This window comes from Rhodococcus koreensis (assembly GCF_017068375.1).
Classification (GTDB): Bacteria; Actinomycetota; Actinomycetes; order Mycobacteriales; family Mycobacteriaceae; genus Rhodococcus_F; species Rhodococcus_F koreensis.
In genome coordinates this window covers 7,497,493-7,514,690 of record NZ_CP070609.1, presented here as the reverse complement: position 1 = coordinate 7,514,690, position 17,198 = coordinate 7,497,493, and the positions used below count along the sequence as shown (strand labels likewise).

The 17,198-nt window shown below is 69.1% G+C and carries 16 protein-coding genes and 2 riboswitches; of the genes, 4 read left to right on the top strand and 12 right to left on the bottom strand.

The features are described from left to right. Positions 1-126: 126 nt before the first annotated feature. Positions 127-1,350: an NADP-dependent isocitrate dehydrogenase gene (locus tag JWS14_RS33940; RefSeq protein ID WP_072948985.1), complete on the bottom strand. Its 1,224-nt coding sequence runs from the start codon at positions 1,348-1,350 to the stop codon at positions 127-129. A gap of 275 nt (positions 1,351-1,625) precedes the next feature. Then, positions 1,626-1,746, top strand: a riboswitch (SAM riboswitch). A gap of 116 nt (positions 1,747-1,862) precedes the next feature. On the opposite strand from JWS14_RS33940, the gene JWS14_RS33935 reads away from it, so the two are divergent. After that, complete coding sequence (locus JWS14_RS33935; RefSeq protein WP_072948983.1) at positions 1,863-3,146, top strand: bifunctional o-acetylhomoserine/o-acetylserine sulfhydrylase; 1,284 nt, start codon at positions 1,863-1,865, stop codon at positions 3,144-3,146. After that, the gene (metX, locus tag JWS14_RS33930; protein ID WP_072948981.1) at positions 3,143-4,267 is read left to right on the top strand and encodes a homoserine O-acetyltransferase MetX; all 1,125 of its coding nucleotides are present in this window, start codon (positions 3,143-3,145) and stop codon (positions 4,265-4,267) included. The genes JWS14_RS33935 and metX overlap by 4 nt, the downstream gene beginning before the upstream one ends. A 30-nt stretch (positions 4,268-4,297) precedes the next feature. Here metX and JWS14_RS33925 read toward each other — a convergent pair whose 3' ends face one another. Genes JWS14_RS33925 through JWS14_RS33915 form a run of 3 tightly spaced genes read right to left on the bottom strand, consistent with a single transcriptional unit; the run spans position 4,298 to position 6,107 of the window. Further along, positions 4,298-4,582 carry a DUF3017 domain-containing protein gene (locus JWS14_RS33925; RefSeq protein WP_072948979.1) on the bottom strand — a complete coding sequence of 95 codons (285 nt, stop codon included), beginning with the start codon at positions 4,580-4,582 and terminating at the stop codon, positions 4,298-4,300. A gap of 1 nt (position 4,583) precedes the next feature. Further along, positions 4,584-5,444: a bifunctional methylenetetrahydrofolate dehydrogenase/methenyltetrahydrofolate cyclohydrolase gene (locus JWS14_RS33920; RefSeq protein ID WP_174705571.1), complete on the bottom strand. Its 861-nt coding sequence runs from the start codon at positions 5,442-5,444 to the stop codon at positions 4,584-4,586. A gap of 57 nt (positions 5,445-5,501) precedes the next feature. Then, positions 5,502-6,107, bottom strand: coding sequence for a pentapeptide repeat-containing protein (locus tag JWS14_RS33915; RefSeq protein ID WP_095860883.1), 606 nt, complete (start codon positions 6,105-6,107; stop codon positions 5,502-5,504). Between the two features lie 43 nt (positions 6,108-6,150). On the opposite strand from JWS14_RS33915, the gene JWS14_RS33910 reads away from it, so the two are divergent. Then, positions 6,151-6,618, top strand: coding sequence for a tRNA (cytidine(34)-2'-O)-methyltransferase (locus JWS14_RS33910; protein ID WP_095861070.1), 468 nt, complete (start codon positions 6,151-6,153; stop codon positions 6,616-6,618). Here the strand turns inward: JWS14_RS33910 and JWS14_RS33905 are convergent. Next, positions 6,599-7,543, bottom strand: coding sequence for a LysR family transcriptional regulator (locus JWS14_RS33905; RefSeq protein WP_072948974.1), 945 nt, complete (start codon positions 7,541-7,543; stop codon positions 6,599-6,601). The genes JWS14_RS33910 and JWS14_RS33905 overlap by 20 nt on opposite strands. A gap of 89 nt (positions 7,544-7,632) precedes the next feature. Here JWS14_RS33905 and JWS14_RS33900 point away from each other — a divergent pair, with 89 nt between their 5' ends. Then, the gene (locus JWS14_RS33900) at positions 7,633-8,682 is read left to right on the top strand and encodes a TDT family transporter (RefSeq protein WP_095860884.1); all 1,050 of its coding nucleotides are present in this window, start codon (positions 7,633-7,635) and stop codon (positions 8,680-8,682) included. Between the two features lie 21 nt (positions 8,683-8,703). Here the strand turns inward: JWS14_RS33900 and JWS14_RS33895 are convergent, their stop codons facing one another. The 7 genes from JWS14_RS33895 to JWS14_RS33865 all read right to left on the bottom strand — a co-directional run bounded on the left by JWS14_RS33895 (position 8,704) and on the right by JWS14_RS33865 (position 16,901). Continuing rightward, positions 8,704-9,012: a rhodanese-like domain-containing protein gene (locus tag JWS14_RS33895; protein WP_072948971.1), complete on the bottom strand. Its 309-nt coding sequence runs from the start codon at positions 9,010-9,012 to the stop codon at positions 8,704-8,706. After that, complete coding sequence (locus tag JWS14_RS33890; protein WP_206015214.1) at positions 9,009-9,902, bottom strand: DUF4349 domain-containing protein; 894 nt, start codon at positions 9,900-9,902, stop codon at positions 9,009-9,011. Before JWS14_RS33890 ends, JWS14_RS33895 begins: the two co-directional genes overlap by 4 nt. 24 nt (positions 9,903-9,926) lie before the next feature. Beyond that, on the bottom strand, positions 9,927-13,181 hold the full coding sequence (locus tag JWS14_RS33885) for an error-prone DNA polymerase (protein ID WP_206015213.1): 3,255 nt from the start codon (positions 13,179-13,181) through the stop codon (positions 9,927-9,929). 133 nt (positions 13,182-13,314) lie between these two features. Beyond that, the gene (locus tag JWS14_RS33880; RefSeq protein WP_206015212.1) at positions 13,315-14,058 is read right to left on the bottom strand and encodes a (2Fe-2S)-binding protein; all 744 of its coding nucleotides are present in this window, start codon (positions 14,056-14,058) and stop codon (positions 13,315-13,317) included. Further along, on the bottom strand, positions 14,051-14,827 hold the full coding sequence (locus JWS14_RS33875; protein WP_206015211.1) for an ABC transporter ATP-binding protein: 777 nt from the start codon (positions 14,825-14,827) through the stop codon (positions 14,051-14,053). Before JWS14_RS33875 ends, JWS14_RS33880 begins: the two co-directional genes overlap by 8 nt. After that, positions 14,824-15,909: a FecCD family ABC transporter permease gene (locus JWS14_RS33870; RefSeq protein WP_206015210.1), complete on the bottom strand. Its 1,086-nt coding sequence runs from the start codon at positions 15,907-15,909 to the stop codon at positions 14,824-14,826. Before JWS14_RS33870 ends, JWS14_RS33875 begins: the two co-directional genes overlap by 4 nt. After that, entirely contained in the window at positions 15,906-16,901 is a 996-nt protein-coding gene (locus JWS14_RS33865) for an ABC transporter substrate-binding protein (RefSeq protein ID WP_206015209.1), read from the bottom strand. Before JWS14_RS33865 ends, JWS14_RS33870 begins: the two co-directional genes overlap by 4 nt. 99 nt (positions 16,902-17,000) lie before the next feature. Further along, positions 17,001-17,141, bottom strand: a riboswitch (cobalamin riboswitch). Between the last annotated feature and the right edge of the window lie 57 nt (positions 17,142-17,198).

The window sequence follows — 17,198 nt, the reverse complement described above, 5'->3', positions numbered from 1 at the left end:
TCTCTTCCCCGGATTCCGCGTTTCGCGCCGCGAGCGGCCGTGAGATGACTCACCCGGCCCCGGAGACGCGAAACGGGACGACCCCGGCGAGGGGCGTCCCGTTTCGTACTGCTGCGGCGTCGGTGCCTACTGCTCGGCGATGGCCTTCTGGAGGTTGATGTCCAGTGCACCGAGGAATTCCTCGGTGGTCAGGTAGCCCTGGTCGCCGCCGACCAGCATCGCGAGGTCCTTGGTCATCTGGCCACCCTCGACGGTCTTGATGACCACGTCTTCGAGCTTCTGCGCGAAGCCGATGACGTCGGGGGTGCTGTCCAGCTTGCCGCGGTGCTCGAGTCCACGGGTCCACGCGAAGATCGACGCGATGGGGTTGGTGGACGTCGGCTTGCCCTGCTGGTGCTGACGGAAGTGACGCGTCACGGTGCCGTGTGCGGCCTCGGCCTCACACGTCTTTCCGTCCGGGGTCAGCAGCACGGAGGTCATGAGGCCGAGCGATCCGAAGCCCTGCGCGACGGTGTCGGACTGGACGTCGCCGTCGTAGTTCTTGCAGGCCCAGACGTAGCCGCCCTCCCACTTGAGCGCCGACGCGACCATGTCGTCGATGAGGCGGTGCTCGTAGGTGAGTCCTGCCGCGTCGAATTCCGGCTTGAACTCGGTCTCGTAGACGTGCTGGAAGATGTCCTTGAACGCGCCGTCGTACGCCTTGAGGATGGTGTTCTTGGTCGACAGGTACACCGGGTAATTCTGCTGCAGGCCGTAGTTGAGCGAGGCGCGCGCGAAGTCCTCGATGGACTTGGTGAAGTTGTACTGACCCTGGACGACGCCGCCGCCGTCGGGGAAGTTCACCAGTTCGTGCTCGATCGGCTCGCTGCCGTCCTCGGGCGTGTAGGTGATCATCACCTTGCCGGGGCCGGGGACCTTGAAGTCGGTGGCGCGGTACTGGTCGCCGAAGGCGTGACGGCCGATGATGATCGGCTTCGTCCAGCCCGGAACCAGTCGCGGGACGTTGGAGATGATGATCGGCGCGCGGAAGATCGTGCCACCGAGGATGTTGCGGATGGTGCCGTTGGGCGACCGCCACATCTTCTTGAGGCCGAACTCCTCGACGCGTGCCTCGTCCGGGGTGATCGTCGCGCACTTGACGCCGACGCCGTGCTTCTTGATGGCGTTGGCCGCGTCGACGGTGACCTGGTCGTCGGTCTCGTCCCGGTACTCGATACCGAGGTCGTAGTACTCCAGGTTCACATCCAAGTAGGGATGGATCAGCTTGTCTTTGATGAACTGCCAGATGATGCGTGTCATCTCGTCGCCGTCGAGTTCGACGACGGTGCCCTCAACCTTGATTTTGGACATGGGTGCTTCGCGTCCTCCTAGGAAGATTCCCTGGTTACACGGTTGCGGGCGCACTTCGTGAGTGGGTCCGCGAACGGTTCGCTTGTCAAACGTAGACGGTCGATGCGGCCGCTGGAGAGACCGCACTTAAACAAGACAAGCGTACTGCTATGCCCGGGGCGCGCAAGATGTGGGTGCGAAATCCCCCTCCCTACCAGCTGGTAACTTTTCGCTGCCAGCGGGCCTGATCGGTGCCGTTTCCGGTCGCTTCGCCGCAGCCGCTAAGATTCAACAGAGGTCATGAGTGCCAGCAACGAGCCCCGGCTAGCTGGCCGGCAACCCTCCGCCGCGGTGGGGTGCCCCGGGTGATGACCTGGTTCCCTGATTCATACAACAGTCGGGTGACAAGCGCGGGTCCGACATCGGAGGTTCATGATGCGTTGTTGTTGTCGTAGATAGACCCCAGACAGCCCTGTGCGCGAACGAACCAGTTCCTCGTCCGCGCCTCGTCAGACCACTGGAGTAGACAGCACATGACCGAGAACTGGTCGTTCGAGACCAAGCAGATCCACGCCGGGCAGACGTCCGACGCGACCACCAAGGCGCGGGCGCTGCCGATCTACCAGACCACCTCGTACACGTTCGACAGCACCGATCACGCTGCCGCGCTGTTCGGTCTGGCCGAGCCCGGCAACATCTACACCCGCATCATGAACCCCACCCAGGACGCCGTCGAGCAGCGCATCGCCGCCCTCGAAGGCGGCGTCGCCGCCCTCATGCTGTCGTCCGGGCAGGCCGCCGAGACGTTCGCGATCCTGAACCTCGCCGAGGCGGGCGACCACATCGTCTCCAGCCCGCGCCTGTACGGCGGCACCTACAACCTCTTCCACTACACGCTGCCCAAGCTCGGCATCGAGGTCTCGTTCGTCGAAGACCCCGACGACCTCGAGCAGTGGAAGAACGCGATCCGGGACAACACGAGGGCGTTCTACGGCGAGACCATCTCCAATCCCCGCAACGACGTGCTCGACCTGCCCGGCATCTCCGGCGTCGCACACCAGCACGGACTCCCGCTGATCGTCGACAACACCGTGGCCACCCCCTACCTGATCCGCCCGCTCGAGCACGGCGCGGACATCGTGGTGCACTCGGCCACCAAGTACCTCGGCGGTCACGGCACGGCCATCGCGGGCGTCATCGTCGACGGCGGCACGTTCGACTGGACCCAGGGCCGGCACAGCAGCTTCACCACCCCGGACCCGAGTTACCACGGCGTCGTCTACTCCGAACTCGGACCGCCCGCGTTCGCCCTCAAAGCCCGCGTGCAGTTGCTCCGCGACCTCGGTTCCGCGATCTCCCCGTTCAACGCGTTCCTCATCGCGCAGGGCCTCGAGACGCTGAGCCTGCGGATGGAACGGCACGTGTCCAATGCGACCGCCGTCGCCCAGTACCTGGAGGCACGGCCGGAGATCGTGTCCGTCGGATACGCCGGGCTCCCGTCGTCACCGTGGTACGACCGGGCGAAGCAGATCGCGCCGAGGGGTGCGGGTGCCATCGTGACGTTCGAACTCGCCGGCGGCATCGACGCGGGCAAGAAGTTCGTCAACGCACTCACCCTCCACAGCCACGTCGCGAACATCGGTGACGTCCGCTCGCTGGTGATCCACCCGGCGTCCACCACACACTCCCAGCTGACCCCGGAGGAGCAGGCCGCCAGCGGCGTCACCCCCGGACTGGTCCGCCTGGCGGTCGGCATCGAAGGGATCGACGACATCATCGCCGATATCGAGTCCGGAATTACGGCGGCGGCATCTTGACCGTGAGCGCAGTGCAGAACCTCCCCGTGGCCGACGGACGTCTCGGCACCGTCGACATCGGATCGCTCGAACTCGAGAACGGCGCGGTGATCCCGTCCGTGACTCTCGCCGTGCAGCGGTGGGGCGAACTGTCCCCGAACCGTGACAACGTGGTGCTCGTCGAGCACGCCCTCACCGGCGACTCCCACGTCACCGGCCCCGTCACCGACGAGCACCCCTCCCCCGGATGGTGGAGCGGAATGGTCGGTCCGGGTGCGCCGATCGACACCGACGAGTGGTGCGTCGTCGCGACCAACGTCCTCGGTGGCTGCCGCGGCACCACCGGTCCCGGTTCGGTCGCGGAGGACGGGCGCCCGTGGGGCAGCCGCTTCCCGGAGATCACCATCCGCGACCAGATCGCGGCCGAGAAGAAGTTCACCGACCTTCTGGGGATCGACAAGCTGGCGTCCGTGGTCGGTGGTTCGATGGGCGGCATGCGCGCGCTCGAGTGGGCCGTGACGTACCCGGACCAGGTTGCGTCGGCGCTCGTTCTCGCGGTCGGCGCCCGTGCGACCGCGGATCAGATCGGCACGCAGACCACGCAGATCGAGGCCATCACCAGCGACCCCGACTGGCTGGGCGGCGACTACCACGGCACCGGCCGGACCCCCCGGACCGGACTGCGCATCGCCCGCAGGATCGCGCACCTCACGTACCGCACCGAGAGCGAACTCGACTCTCGGTTCGCGAACTCGCCGCAGGACGGCGAGGACCCCTGGCGCGGCGGGCGGTACTCCGTCGAGAGCTACCTCCAGCACCAGGCCGACAAGCTGGTCGGCAGGTTCGACCCGGGCACGTACGTGCTGCTGTCCGAGGCCATGAACCGGCACGACGTGGGCCGCGGCCGCGGGGGTATCTCGGCGGCGCTGGGGGCGATCACCGCACCCGTCATCGTGGGCGGCGTCGACTCCGACCGCCTGTACCCGATCCGCCTGCAGGAGGATCTGGCCGAGGACATCCCCACCTGCGACGGCCTGCGGGTACTCAACTCGCGGGACGGCCACGACGGGTTCCTCACCGAGGCTGCCGCCGTCGCGAAACTGCTGTCCGAAACGATGCAACTGGCACGCGCCGGGCGCTGATCCCGCGCCGGGCGACGCCCGCTCGGACCGTCAGTCGGTTCCGAGCGGGTCGATCGACACGGCCAGCCAGACAATCGCGCCGCCGACGGCCACGAGTGCGCCCACGTCGAAGGCCTTGCTGCGCACCGCGAGCAGTCCGACGCGCTCCGACGGCATCGTCAACCGGAACGCTGCCGCGAGCAGGGTGGCGATACCGAACACGAACGCTCCCCGCCGCCACCGGTCCGCGAGCACGAACACCACGGCCACGACGATGACGACGAGGACTGCCAGCATCGGCAGGTTCTTCTTCGCGAACTGCCCCCAGTCGGCCATCTCAGCCGAGAGACGCTGCGACACGCTCAGCCCGCTCCACGACGTTGGTCAGCAGGAACGCGCGGGTCAGCGGTCCGACCCCGCCGGGGTTCGGGGACAGGAAACCGGCGACCTCGGCGACGTCCGCCGCCACGTCGCCGCGCAGCCCGTCCTCGGTGCGGCTCACGCCCACGTCGAGTACCGCGGCGCCGGGCTTGACCATGTCGGCCGTCACCAGCCCGGGAACACCCGCCGCCGCGATGACAATGTCGGCGCGCCGGACCTCCGCTCCGAGGTCCCGCGTGCGGGTGTGGCAGAGGGTGACGGTGGCGTTCTCGCTGCGCCGGGTGAACAGCAGGCCGATCGGGCGGCCCACGGTGACACCGCGACCGACGACGACGACGTGCGCCCCCTCGATCGGGACCTCGTAGCGGCGCAGCAGGTGCAGGATTCCGCGCGGCGTGCACGGCAGCGGCGCTTCCTTGCCCAGCACCAGGCGGCCGAGGTTGACCGGGTGCAGGCCGTCGGCGTCCTTGTCGGGGTCGATGCGCTCGAGCGCGGCGTTCTCGTCGAGCTGCTTCGGCACCGGGAGCTGCACGATGTACCCGGTGCAGTCGGGGTTGGCGTTGAGCTCGTCGATGGTGGCGTCGAGCTTCTCCTGCGTGATGTCCGCGGGCAGGTCGCGGCGGATCGAGGTGATCCCGACCTTCGCGCAGTCGTTGTGCTTGCCGCGCACGTAAGCGGCCGACCCCGGGTCGTCCCCCACCAGAACGGTGCCGAGACCGGGCGTGATGCCCTTGTCCTTCAGGGCGCTCACCCGCACCTTCAGGTCTTCGAAAATCTCGTCGCGGGTCGCCTTGCCATCGAGGATCGTTGCAGTCACGTGCCCCATTCTCTCAGGTTCGCCGAACCAGTGTCAGGCAGGTTCGCCGAACCAGTGTCAGGTCGGTTCCACCACGAGCCCGTTGGCCGTCGCGTACGCGATGGCCTGGGTGAGTTCGATCTGCGCCTTGTCCAGTGAGGCCGCCGTCCACAGGTTCGCGTCGACGTGCGCCCCGCGCAGGTCCGCGCCGTCGAATTTCGCGCCGCCCGTGCGGGCCCCGAACAGGTCCGCCGAGCGGAGCACGGCCCGGCGGAGGTCCGTGCGGACGAGGTTGGCTTCCCGGAACCGGCAGTCCGTGAAATCGAGTCCGCGCAGGTCGGCACCGCCCAGCGACACGAGCGTGAAGTCGCACTCGTCGAAGACCATCGGGCGCAGCCGGCAGTTGTCGAACTCCGAACCGAGGAAGCTGCAATTGCGGAACTCGCTGTGCCACAGCGTCGTTCTGGTGAACGCGCACGAGCGGAACGCCGTCCCCACGTGGTGCGACTCGGCGAGGTCGGCGCCCGTGAAATCGCATTCGGTGAAGATCACCGACTCGGTGCGGAGTTCGCTCAGGTCGGCGTCACGGAAGTTGCATTTCGTGTAGTGCCGCCGCTGCCAGTTCTGCGCGGGGAGTCGTGCGTCGCCGTAGTCCTCACCCACCACCTCTTCGACCGGATCCATGCGTCCATCATGCCGCCTCCCGGTGTGGCCCTAAGCTGTGCGGGTGTTCCGAGTGATGTTCCACGAACCCCGAATCCCACCCAACACCGGCAACGCCATCCGCATGGTGGCGGGCACCGGTTGCGAACTGCACCTCGTGGGACCACTCGGGTTCGACCTGTCCGAGCCGAAACTCAAACGGGCCGGGCTCGACTACCACGACCTGGCGTCGGTGACCGTGCACGAGAACCTGGAGGCGGCCTGGGCCGCGGTGGAACCGGCGCGGGTGTTCGCGTTCACCGCGCACGCCACCGTGTCGTACGCCGACATCGCCTACCGGCCAGGCGACGTCCTACTGTTCGGTCCGGAGCCCACCGGACTGTCGGCGGAGGTGCTGGCCGATCCGCATGTGACGGAGCGGCTCCGCATCCCGATGCTGCCCGGCCGTCGGTCGCTGAACCTGTCCAACGCCGCGGCCCTCGTGACGTACGAGGCGTGGCGCCAGCACGGATTCAGCGGGGCTGCGCTGTAGCTCCGGCAGCCATGGCCCCGACGCCCGCGGCGGCGCCCGCACCGAGGGCGATGTCGAGGAAGTCGCGGGCCGCACCCTGCACCCCGCGCACCGGGTCCCAGACGGCCGACAACCGCCGCGGCAGCGTCAGCCCCTCCACCTGAACGGAGGCGAGCCGGCCGTCCGTCAGGTCGGCGGCGACCGCCAGCGAGGACAGCACCGCCGGAGCGTTGCCCGCCACGACGGCCGCCTTCACCGCCGTGCACGACGTCAGCTCCAGCAGCGGCGGGACGCACTGCGGGACCGCATTCTCGAGGGTGGTGCGTGTTCCGGACCCGGATTCCCGCTGGATCATCGGCGTCGCCGCGAGTTCGGACACCGGAATCGGCGACCGGCGCACCCATTCGTGCCCCGGCGGCACCACGACCACCAGGTGGTCGCGGCCGATCTCCCGCACCTGCAGTCCCGCCGGAATGTCCGGGCCCTCGACGAACCCGAGATCGGCCTCGCCCGACAGCACCCGGGCGGTCACCTCCGACGAGTTCAGCAGCCGGACGTTCGTGACCACATTCGGGTACTTGCGCCGCATCGCGACGGTCCACCCGGGAACCAGATACTCGGCGATCGTCATGCTGGCCGCGACCGTCAGGCCGGCCTGCCGTTCCCCTCGCAGCGCCGCGACTCCCGACGCCAGCTCCTCCGCCGTGGCGAGGATGTGACTCGCCCATTCGAGGATGAGCGCACCCTCCGACGTGGGCCGCACCCCGCTGGCGCCGCGGCTGAACACCTTGATGCCGAACTGGCGCTCGGCCGACCGCACCCGGGCGCTGACGGCCTGCTGGCTGAGCCCGTGCTCGCGCCCCGCCGCACCCATGCTTCCGAGCCGCTCGACGGACAACAGGACGTCGAGGGCACTGAGTTCGGGTACTCGGGGAGACAGCGGCACAACCCAAGGCTAGTCCCACAAACGTGATTTGTGGGCATTCAACGACAAGCCTTCTACCGGCCACGACGATGCGACGGCAAGCTCTGGGTATGACCCCGAATTGGTTCGCAGCAGTGATGGGCACCGGCATCCTCGCAGTCGTCGCCGCCGCATTTCCGGCCGGCGTTCCGGTGGTCCGGACGGCCTCCGAGGTCTTCTGGCTGATCGCCGTGACGCTGCTCGTGCTGCTGACGACCGCACTGGTTCGGCACTGGATCCGCCGCCGCGACGACGCACTCGCCGACGCGCGCAGCCACACGATGTTCCCGTTCTACGGCGCCGTGTCGATGGCAGTGCTGACCGTCGGCGCCGGCACCGGATCCGCGGGTCACGCACTTCTCGGCGACGTCGCCGTCCCCGCCTCGGCCACACTCTGGGCGATCGGGACCGGCATCGGGCTCGTCACCTACGCCGTCATGGCCCGCAGGCTGACCCGGCCCCACCAGGTGACACCGGTGCCGTCCTGGCTCATGCCCGTAGTACCGCCCATGGTGTCGGCCGCCTCCGGATCCGCACTGGTCAAACACCTTCCCGAGGGCGCACCTCAGATCGCGATGCTGGTGGTCTGCTACTCGCTGTTCGCGCTGGCGCTGAGCGCCGCAGTGACCGTCGCCGTCGTCGTCGGCCGCCATCTGCTGAGCAACGGGCTCCCCGCCAACCCGCTCGTGCCGACGCTCTGGATTCCGCTCGGCGTGATCGGGCAGTCGGTGGCGGCGATCAATCTGCTCGGCGCGGCGTCCGGCCACGCCTGGCTCCACGCGGTGGGCGTCGTCTACGGGACCACCGTCGGCGCGCTCGGCGTCCTCGCCCTCGCGGCCGTGGTCACCGTGACCGCCAGGGCCTTTCGCCGCGGGTTGACGTTCACCCCCAGCTGGTGGAGTTTCACGTTCCCCGTCGGAACCTGCGCGCTGGGAGCGAACTCCCTCGGCCTGGCGACGGACTCCGTCGTGATCGTCGGCGCAGGCGTGACCCTGTGGTGCGCGCTGGTCGTCATCTGGGGCACCGTCGCGGTCCACACACTGCGGCACGCCGCCGGGCGACTGGGTGAGCGCGGCGCCCGGGACGATTCCGCAGCCCACGCCTTCAGCTCGGCGCGCTGACCACGAACCGTGACTCGGGAGTCAGGCGCCCGACTCGACGGGGCGTCCGGACTGCATCCACGCGGACGTCCCGCCCGCCACCGACACGGCGTTGATCCCCCGCGCATTCAGGTACTCCGCCGCCTGCAGGCTCCGGCCGCCGACCGCGCAGATCACGTAGACGACGTCGGCCTCCGGGATCTCGTCCACGCGCGCGACGAACTCGCTGAGCGGAATCAGTGTCACTCCCGGAACCCGGGCCTGGGCGTATTCGTCGGCCTCGCGCACGTCGATGACGGGGGCACCCGACGCCAACGCGCCGTCCAGGGCATTCAGGTCGACTTCGATCATTGCGTCTTCGCCTCTTCTCGTTCCGGCGCCGGTCCCGACGGGGGTCCGGGCGGCCTGTTGTACATCCGGCGCAGACGGTACGCGCCGTACACGACCAGTGCGATGACGGCCACGAAACCGAACCAGGGAATCAGCGCCCCGACGACCACGGCGCCGGCCGCGATCGCCGACAGCAGGGCGTTCCAGCCCGCGACGACGCCTTCCCAGAAGTTGTCCGGACCGGGACTGGGCGGCTCGACATCGGTGGAGGTGACGTCGACCATGAGTGTGGCCAGTGCCACCTGGTCGCTCAGCGTCCGCTTCTGGGCGGTGAGGCTGTCCAGTTCGCCCTGCCGCTCCGACAACGCTTTCTCGGCCTCGATCAGATCCGCGGTGTTCGCGGCCGACGTGATGAGCCCCTGCAGACGGGTGACGGACGCCGTCAATGCGTTGATCCGGGCGTCGAGATCCTGCGACTGCATCGTCACGTCGCTCTTCGTGACGCTGACGCTGGTGACCTTGCCCAGTTCCCGCAGATCGTCCAACGTCCGGGTGAGCGAGTCGGCGGGCACCCGGATGGTCAGGGAACTGCTGGCGTCCTGGTCGTCGGAGCCCGGCTGTTCGGTGAGCTGGTCGACGCGCCCGCCCAGATCGTCGACCTTGTCCACGATCTGCCTGCCGACGGCCACCGGGTCGTCCGCGGTGAGCGCGACCTGACCGGTGATGATCTCCTGGCGGTCGGTGGGGGCCTGGTCTTTCGCGGGCGCCTGCACTGCCCCGCCGATTTCCATCTGACTCGAGTCCCCGGGCGACGGGGCGGGTGTCTGCTGGGAGGAGTCGCTGTCGGTCTCACCACACCCCGCGAGCGTCAGCGTAGCCACGACGATCGCCGACAACACGTATCTCCTCATGACCAGATGCTAGCGGTGCGGGGCTCATCGGAAGTCCCTGGATTTGGCGGACACCCGCAAATCCATCAGCTGCAACCGATCCGCCACCACCGTCACCGCGCCTTCGGCGTTCTGCACCTTGCCGCGGACCAGCAGTGCGGGTGCCGTGTTGGCGAGTTTGCGGTACTTCGCCCACAACCCCACCGAACAGACGACATTGACCATGCCGGTCTCGTCCTCGAGGTTGATGAACGTGACCCCCGCCGCCGTCGCCGGGCGCTGCCGGTGCGTCACCGCCCCACCCACCAGAACCCGGTCGCCGTCGGGAACGTCGAGCAGGTGCGCCGCCGGGATCACCCCGAGCGCATCGAGTTGCGGGCGCAGGAACTCGGTGGGATACGTGTCCGGTGACACCCCGGTGGCCCACACGTCCGCCGCGGCCAGTTCGAGATCGCTCATCCCCGGCAGGGTCGGCGCGCGGGTGGACGCCCCGATCCCCGGCAGCCGGTCGCGACGCTCTCCCGCCGCGGCGCCCGCCGCCCACAGCGCCTCCCGCCGGGACAACCCGAAACTGTCGAGAGCACCTGCGGTGGCCAGCGATTCGGCCTGTGCCGTGCTCAGTTCCACCCGGCCGGTGAGGTCGAGGAAGGACGTGTACGGCCCGCCGTCGCCGCGGGACTCGACGATCCGCTCGGCCAGCGCGGTCCCGATGTGCCGCACCTCCCCGAGCCCGAGCCGCACCTCCGTCCCGCCCGCCTCGACGGTGGCGTGCGCGAGGCTCGCATTGACGTCCGCGCCGTGCACCCGCACCCCGTGCCTGCGGGCGTCGGCCACCAGCGACTGCGGCGAGTAGAACCCCATCGGCTGCGCCCGCAGCAGACCGGCGCAGAACGCCGCCGGGTGATGCAGCTTGAACCACGACGAATAGAACACCAGGGCCGCGAAACTCTGCGAATGACTTTCGGGGAAACCGAAATTCGCGAAAGCGTACAGCTTCTCGTAGATCCGGTCGGCGACGTCCTCGCCGATTCCGTGCAGGTCCCGCATGCCCTGGTAGAGCCGCCCCCTCAGCCGTTCCATCTTCTCGGGCGACCGCTTGGACCCCATGGCCCGGCGGAGCTGGTCGGCCTCGGCCGGGCTGAAACCCGCCACGTCGACCGCCATCTGCATCAGCTGTTCCTGGAACAGCGGCACACCCAGCGTCCGCTTCAGCGCCTTCTCCAGAGACGGGTGGTCGTAGGTCACCGGTTCGAGCTTGTTGCGGCGGCGGATGTACGGGTGCACCGATCCGCCCTGGATCGGGCCGGGGCGGATGAGCGCCACCTCCACCACCAGGTCGTAGAAGTTCCGCGGTTTCAGCCTCGGCAGGGTGGCCATCTGGGCCCGCGACTCCACCTGGAACACCCCCACCGAGTCTGCCCGCTGCAGCATCTCGTAGACGGCCTCCTCGGAGAGGTCCAGCTGCGCCAGATCGACCTCGATCCCCTTGTGCTCGGCCACGAGGTCGATCATGTAGTGCAGCGCGGAGAGCATGCCGAGGCCCAGCATGTCGAATTTCACCAGACCCACCGCAGCGCAATCGTCCTTGTCCCACTGCAGAACACTGCGGTTCGCCATGCGCGCCCACTCCACCGGGCACACGTCGGCGATCGGCCGGTCGCAGATCACCATGCCACCCGAGTGGATGCCGAGGTGCCGCGGAAACCCCTCGATCTGAGCGGCCAGTTCGAGGACGGCGGGCGGGATGTCGGTGCCGGCCTCCTTCCCGATCCCACCCCAGCGGCTGACCTGCTTGCTCCACGCGTCCTGCTGCCCCTGCGAGAAACCCAGCGCCCGGGCCATGTCCCGGACCGAGGACTTTCCGCGGTATGTGATGACGTTCGCCACCTGCGCCGCGTACTGGCGTCCGTACTTGGTGTAGACGTGCTGGATGGCCTCCTCGCGGCGGTCGGATTCGATGTCGACGTCGATGTCCGGGGGGCCGTCGCGTTCGGGTGAGAGGAAACGTTCGAACAGCAATTTGTTGCGGACGGGATCCACGTTGGTGATGCCGATGGCGTAGCAGACGGCGGAGTTGGCCGCCGAACCCCTTCCCTGGCAGAGGATATCGTTGTTCTTGCAGAACGACACGATGTCGTGGACCACCAGGAAGTAACCCGGGAAGTTCAGCCCGGTGATGATGTCCAGTTCGTGCTCGATCTGCCGGTAGGCCTCCGGCCGGTCCGCAGGCGCGCCGTAGCGGCGACGGGCCCCGTCCATCGTGAGCCTGCGCAGCCAGCCGGCCTCGGTGTGTCCGTCGGGAACGTCGAACGGGGGCAGTTGCGGCGCGATGAGCCGCAGGTCGAACGCACACTCCAGGCCGAGCTCCGCCGCACCGCGGACGGCGTCCGGGTACGCGGCGAAGAGGTGCGCCATCTCCTCACCGGACCGCAGGTGCGCTCCCCCGGCGGGCGCCAGGTGCCCGGCCGCGTCGTCGAGACTCTGCCGGGCCCGGACGGCGGCCATCGCCATGGCCAGTCTCCTTCGCGGCGGTCCCGCGAAGTGTGCCGCCGTGGACGCGATCACCCGAAGTCCGTACTGCTGTGCGAGTTCGGCGAGGCAGGCGTTGCGCTCAGCGTCCTCCGCGACGCCGTGATGGGTGAGCTCCACCGTGACCCGGTCGGCCCCGAATCGGTCGATCAGGTCCCGGAGCCGGACGGCCGCGGCGTCCGGGCCGCCACCGGCCAGCGCCTGACGCACATGCCCCTTCCGGCAGCCGGTCAGGATCTGCCAGTGCCCGCCGGCGGCATCGGCGAGGCCGTCGAGGTCGTAGCGCAGCCTGCCCTTCTCCCCTCCCGCGAGATGCGCCGCCGCGATCTCCCGGGAGAGTCGCCGGTACCCCTCCTGGCCTCGCGCCAGCACCAGCAGGTGCGCGTCGTCCAACGTCAGTTCGGACCCGAACACGGTGCGCATGTTCAGTTCCTTCGCCGCCTCGGCGAACCGGACCACACCGTAGAACCCGTCGTGGTCGGTGAGCGCGATGGCCTCGAGACCGAGCCGGACGGCCTCCTCCACCAGCTCTTCCGGCGGGGAGGCGCCGTCGAGGAAGCTGAACGCCGAGTGCGCGTGCAGTTCGGCGTACGGCACGGTGGAACCGGGACGCTCCTGACGGCCCGCCCGGTACTCCCCCCGTTTACGCGACCATGCGGGACTGTCGCCGCCGTCGCCCGGATACATCGACTCCGGGTCGACCCGCCCCGGCCTGCCCGACAGGACGCGTTCCATCTCGGACCACGTCGGCGGACCGTTTCCCCAACCCATCTGATTACACCTCTTCTACCCGCGCACGTGCGTGCCGAGATCACAGAAGATGCCGCTGGGGAAGGCGCATCATTCGAACGGGAGTTCGAATGCTGTCAGTGTGCCATCACCCTCGCGGACCGGTCAATGCGGGTCACCTCACCAGCGCGGCCAGACCTCTCAGACGGTCCTCGGCAGGCCTTCGCGGGCAGCTCACGCACTTGCCCGAGCCGGGGGTCTCGTAGATCAGGCAGCACGACGCCCGTTGCGTGAACCGGCGCGACAGCGCCCCGGCCCGGACGTCGACGAACCGCGGGTCCGGCAGCACGACACCGGCGCGGCGAAGTGCGTCCACCAGACCCCGGGCGAAGATGCTGCCGCGGGCGCGGTCGCCGCACGCCGTTCCCGCGTCGAGGGCCCGGTTGGCGATCGAATCCGTGGTGATCGCCCACATCGCGGCGTGCCGCACCCCGGACACCGCGGCGAGCGCATCGACGATCGGCGTCAGTGCCGCGGCCATCTCGGCCGCGAGTTCGGACAGCCCCTCGGTGACCGGCAGCCCCGACGACGCGGTGATGCCCCCGAGGTACCCGTCGTCGCGGAGGAATGCCACGGCGTCGCCGAGCCCCGGGTGGGCGGCGACACCCGTGACGAGCGCGGTCGCGATCGGGATCCCGGTCAGCGTCGAACTGGCCGAGTACCACCACAGCGTCCCGTTGACCCGGGGATCGTCGCTGCCCCACCGCCTCGCCGTGTCCGCGACCCGGTCCGCGAGCCAGCCGGGATCGGTCAGGCGCACGGCCGGGAACGAGGCTGCGCCGGGGTGTGCGATCTGGTCGGCGATCATCGGGACGCGGCGTGCGGTCAGCTCGTACGCGCGCCGCAGTTGCTCATCCATCGGCCAGCCCCAGGATCTCCATCGTCAGCCGCGGACTCGACCGCACGACGGCGCGGATGCCGAACACCCCGCCGAGCACGGTGTCGTCCAGGACGTCGGCGGGCGGACCGGTGCTGATCACCCGTCCATCGTGCAGCACGGCAAGGGTGTCGCAGTACTCCACGGCAAGCCGGAGGTCGTGCATGGTCACGACGATCGCGAGACCGTCGCGCGCGAGGTCGCGCAGCAGGTTCATCACCGTCAGCTGATGCCGCAGGTCGAGGTGGTTGGTGGGTTCGTCGAGCAGCAGGACCCGCGGCTGCTGCGCGAGAGCCCGGGCGATCGACACCCGCTGGCGTTCCCCACCGGACAGCGCCTGCACGTCGCGGCCGGCGAGTTCGGCCAGCCCCACCTGCCGTATACACGTCTCCACGATTTCGCCGTCGACCCCGTTCGCCCGTTCGAACCAGCCCCGGTGCGGGACGCGTCCGAGCGACACGGATTCGCGCACGGTCAGTCCCGCGGACACCCGCGGTTCCTGGGTGCTCGCGCCGATCGTGCGGGCGAGTTCTCGTCTGCCCAGATCGGCGCTGTCCGTTCCGTCGACGACGACGGCGCCCGCGGTCGGGGTGAGCGCGCGGTAGCAGCAGCGCAGCGCCGTGGTCTTCCCGGAACCGTTGGGCCCGACCAGCGCCAGCACCTCACCGGGACGGACGGCGAGGTCGACGCCGTGCAGCACTTCCCGCGATCCGAGTTCGGCGCGGACCCGGTGCAGGCTCAGCGCGGTCACTCGGCCCTCCCGTACTGCCGGTACAGCATCCACACGAAGATCGGTGCTCCCACCAGGGCGGTGACGACGCCCACCGGGACCTCGATGCTCCGCGCGACCGACCGCGCGGCCGTGTCCGCCGCGACCATCGCGATCGCGCCGAGGAACGCGGCGACGGGCAGCAGCCTGACCGCGCGGGCACCCACGACGTACCCGGCCAGGTGCGGCACGAGCAGGCCGATGAAGCCGATGCCGCCGGCGACGGACACGGCCGCCCCTGCCAGCATCGACACCCCGAGCAACTGCACGACGCGGAAGCGCCGCACGTTCATCCCCAGGGCGGCGGCGCCTTCGTCTCCCGCCTGCAGCAGGTCGACACGGCTCGCGCTCAGCATCATCGCCGCCCCCACCGTCGCGAGTGCGAGAGCCGGGAAAATCACCGTCGACCAGCGTGAGTCGCCGAAACCGCCCGCCAGCCAGTGCATCACCGAACTCAGTTGGTGCTCGTCGGCGACGACCAGGATCGAGAAGGTGATGAGGGCGGAGAACACCTGCGCCGACGCGACACCGACGAGAATGACCGCGGTCGGCTGCGGATACCGGCCGCCGATCGCCAGTGACAGGAACAGCGGCACCATGGCGCCCAGGAACGCCGCGGCGGGAATCGTGAACACGCCGCGCGCTCCCACTCCGAGCCCGAGCACCGTCACCACCACCACGCCGAAACCCGCACCCGAGGACACGCCGAGCAGATACGGATCGGCCAGCGGATTACGTGTCACCGCCTGCGCCACGGCTCCTGCCAGGGCGAGCGCCGCCCCGACGACCGCGGCGGTCAGCGCCCGCGGCAACCGGGAGTCCAGCACGATCGATTCCCGGGCCTGCGACCACCAGGGCTCGAACGCACCCGGGGCCACCCGGTGCGCGACGATCGCCCAGACGTCGCCGACCGGGATGCGCACCGAACCGAACGACACGGCGAGGCCAAGGACGAACAGGGTCGTCAGGGCGAGCAGCATCACCAGGCCCGCGAACCCGACGCGCGCCCGGGAGGGGTGCGTGGGCGACGCGTGTGGCGCCGCACGTTCGGCGGTCGTGGTCATCGCGCGCCGACGGCGTCCGGATGCAGCGCCCGCGCGATCGTCTCCACCGACCGCACCAGGCGCGGGCTCTCGAAGAAGTCGTCGAGCGGCACCACCACGAAACGGCCGGCTTTCACTGCGGGCGTCGTCGACATGATCGGGTGCGACTTCAGGAAGTCGATCTTCGCCTGCGCGCTCGTCGTGCCGTAGTCGAGGACGACGATCGCCTCCGGGGCGCGTTCACCGATGATCTCCCACGTGGACTTCGAATACGGCTTCTCCCCCTCCGCGAAGAGGTTGGCCGCACCCGCGTGGTCCGCGATGAGCTGGCCGACACCCACACCGCCGATCGTCAGCGGAACGTCCTCGCCGGAATCGTAGAAGAACGTCGGAACCGGGGCGGTGCCTGCGATCTCGTCCCGCACGGCCTGCAACCCGGACGTCACCCGTTCGCTGACGGCGACTGCCTCGTCCGGGACGCCGAGGATCTCACCGAGCTGCGTGTAATCGCTGCGCAGCAGTCCGATGTCGGGGAAACCCTGCCCGCAGTACTCGGAGAACAGGAAGGTGGGGATGCCCTGTTCGCCGAGGGATTCGCGCGAGCGTCCCTCCTTCTCGTCGAACGCGCTGCGCATGCCGCCGACCACCAGGTCGGGGTCGAGGTCGAGGATCTGTTCCCGGGTCGGGTATTCCTTCGCGAGTTTCGGGATCTTCGCGAAGGCATCCGCGAACTCCGGCAGCGGGGTCGCGTCGCCGTACCCCGTGCCGACGATGCGATCACCGGCCCCCATCTCGATCAGCACCTCGGTGACGTGATCGTTCATGCTGACGATGCGCTGCGGCGGCGCGTCGAACGTCTCCGTTCGCGCGCAGTTGGTGACGGACACCGGCTCGGCGAAGGATTCGGCGGAAGCGGTCTGCCCCACGGACTCCCCGCGCGAACATCCGGCGACCACCAGCGCGGCCACGGCGAGCGTGACCAGAGCGGAACTTCGGAACAACTGACAGTGCATGTAAACCTCATTGCGGCTCAGAGCCACGAATGAGAAGCCGGCAGACGCCCACGTGCAGGCGCGCCTGCGGGACTCCGCTTCGTAGACCACGACGAAAAGGATGTCGCACACCACACGCCGGGTAATCGGGCTCGCCACCGAAATGCTCTGGTGGCCTACCGTTGCGGGTCAGCGCCGGATTCGGACCGGCTTCCCCCGTGCGTGTGACTGCAAGTGCACTGCCGAGTATGCACGATTTGCCGGGACCAGCGTCACACCCCCACCGGCAATCCCTCGATCCGCACTACAGTCGGCAGT

What these genes read in the sequence shown, in the direction of transcription:
- JWS14_RS33895 (WP_072948971.1), bottom strand. Translation starts at nt 9,012, where the DNA reads ATGATCGAAGTCGACCTGAATGCCCTGGACGGCGCGTTGGCGTCGGGT.
- JWS14_RS33885 (WP_206015213.1), bottom strand. Translation starts at nt 13,181, where the DNA reads ATGGGTTGGGGAAACGGTCCGCCGACGTGGTCCGAGATGGAACGCGTC.
- JWS14_RS33890 (WP_206015214.1), bottom strand. Translation starts at nt 9,902, where the DNA reads ATGAGGAGATACGTGTTGTCGGCGATCGTCGTGGCTACGCTGACGCTC.
- JWS14_RS33940 (WP_072948985.1), bottom strand. Translation starts at nt 1,350, where the DNA reads ATGTCCAAAATCAAGGTTGAGGGCACCGTCGTCGAACTCGACGGCGAC.
- JWS14_RS33925 (WP_072948979.1), bottom strand. Translation starts at nt 4,582, where the DNA reads ATGGCCGACTGGGGGCAGTTCGCGAAGAAGAACCTGCCGATGCTGGCA.
- JWS14_RS33900 (WP_095860884.1), top strand. Translation starts at nt 7,633, where the DNA reads ATGACCCCGAATTGGTTCGCAGCAGTGATGGGCACCGGCATCCTCGCA.
- JWS14_RS33915 (WP_095860883.1), bottom strand. Translation starts at nt 6,107, where the DNA reads ATGGATCCGGTCGAAGAGGTGGTGGGTGAGGACTACGGCGACGCACGA.
- JWS14_RS33870 (WP_206015210.1), bottom strand. Translation starts at nt 15,909, where the DNA reads ATGACCACGACCGCCGAACGTGCGGCGCCACACGCGTCGCCCACGCAC.
- JWS14_RS33935 (WP_072948983.1), top strand. Translation starts at nt 1,863, where the DNA reads ATGACCGAGAACTGGTCGTTCGAGACCAAGCAGATCCACGCCGGGCAG.
- JWS14_RS33865 (WP_206015209.1), bottom strand. Translation starts at nt 16,901, where the DNA reads ATGCACTGTCAGTTGTTCCGAAGTTCCGCTCTGGTCACGCTCGCCGTG.
- JWS14_RS33880 (WP_206015212.1), bottom strand. Translation starts at nt 14,058, where the DNA reads ATGGATGAGCAACTGCGGCGCGCGTACGAGCTGACCGCACGCCGCGTC.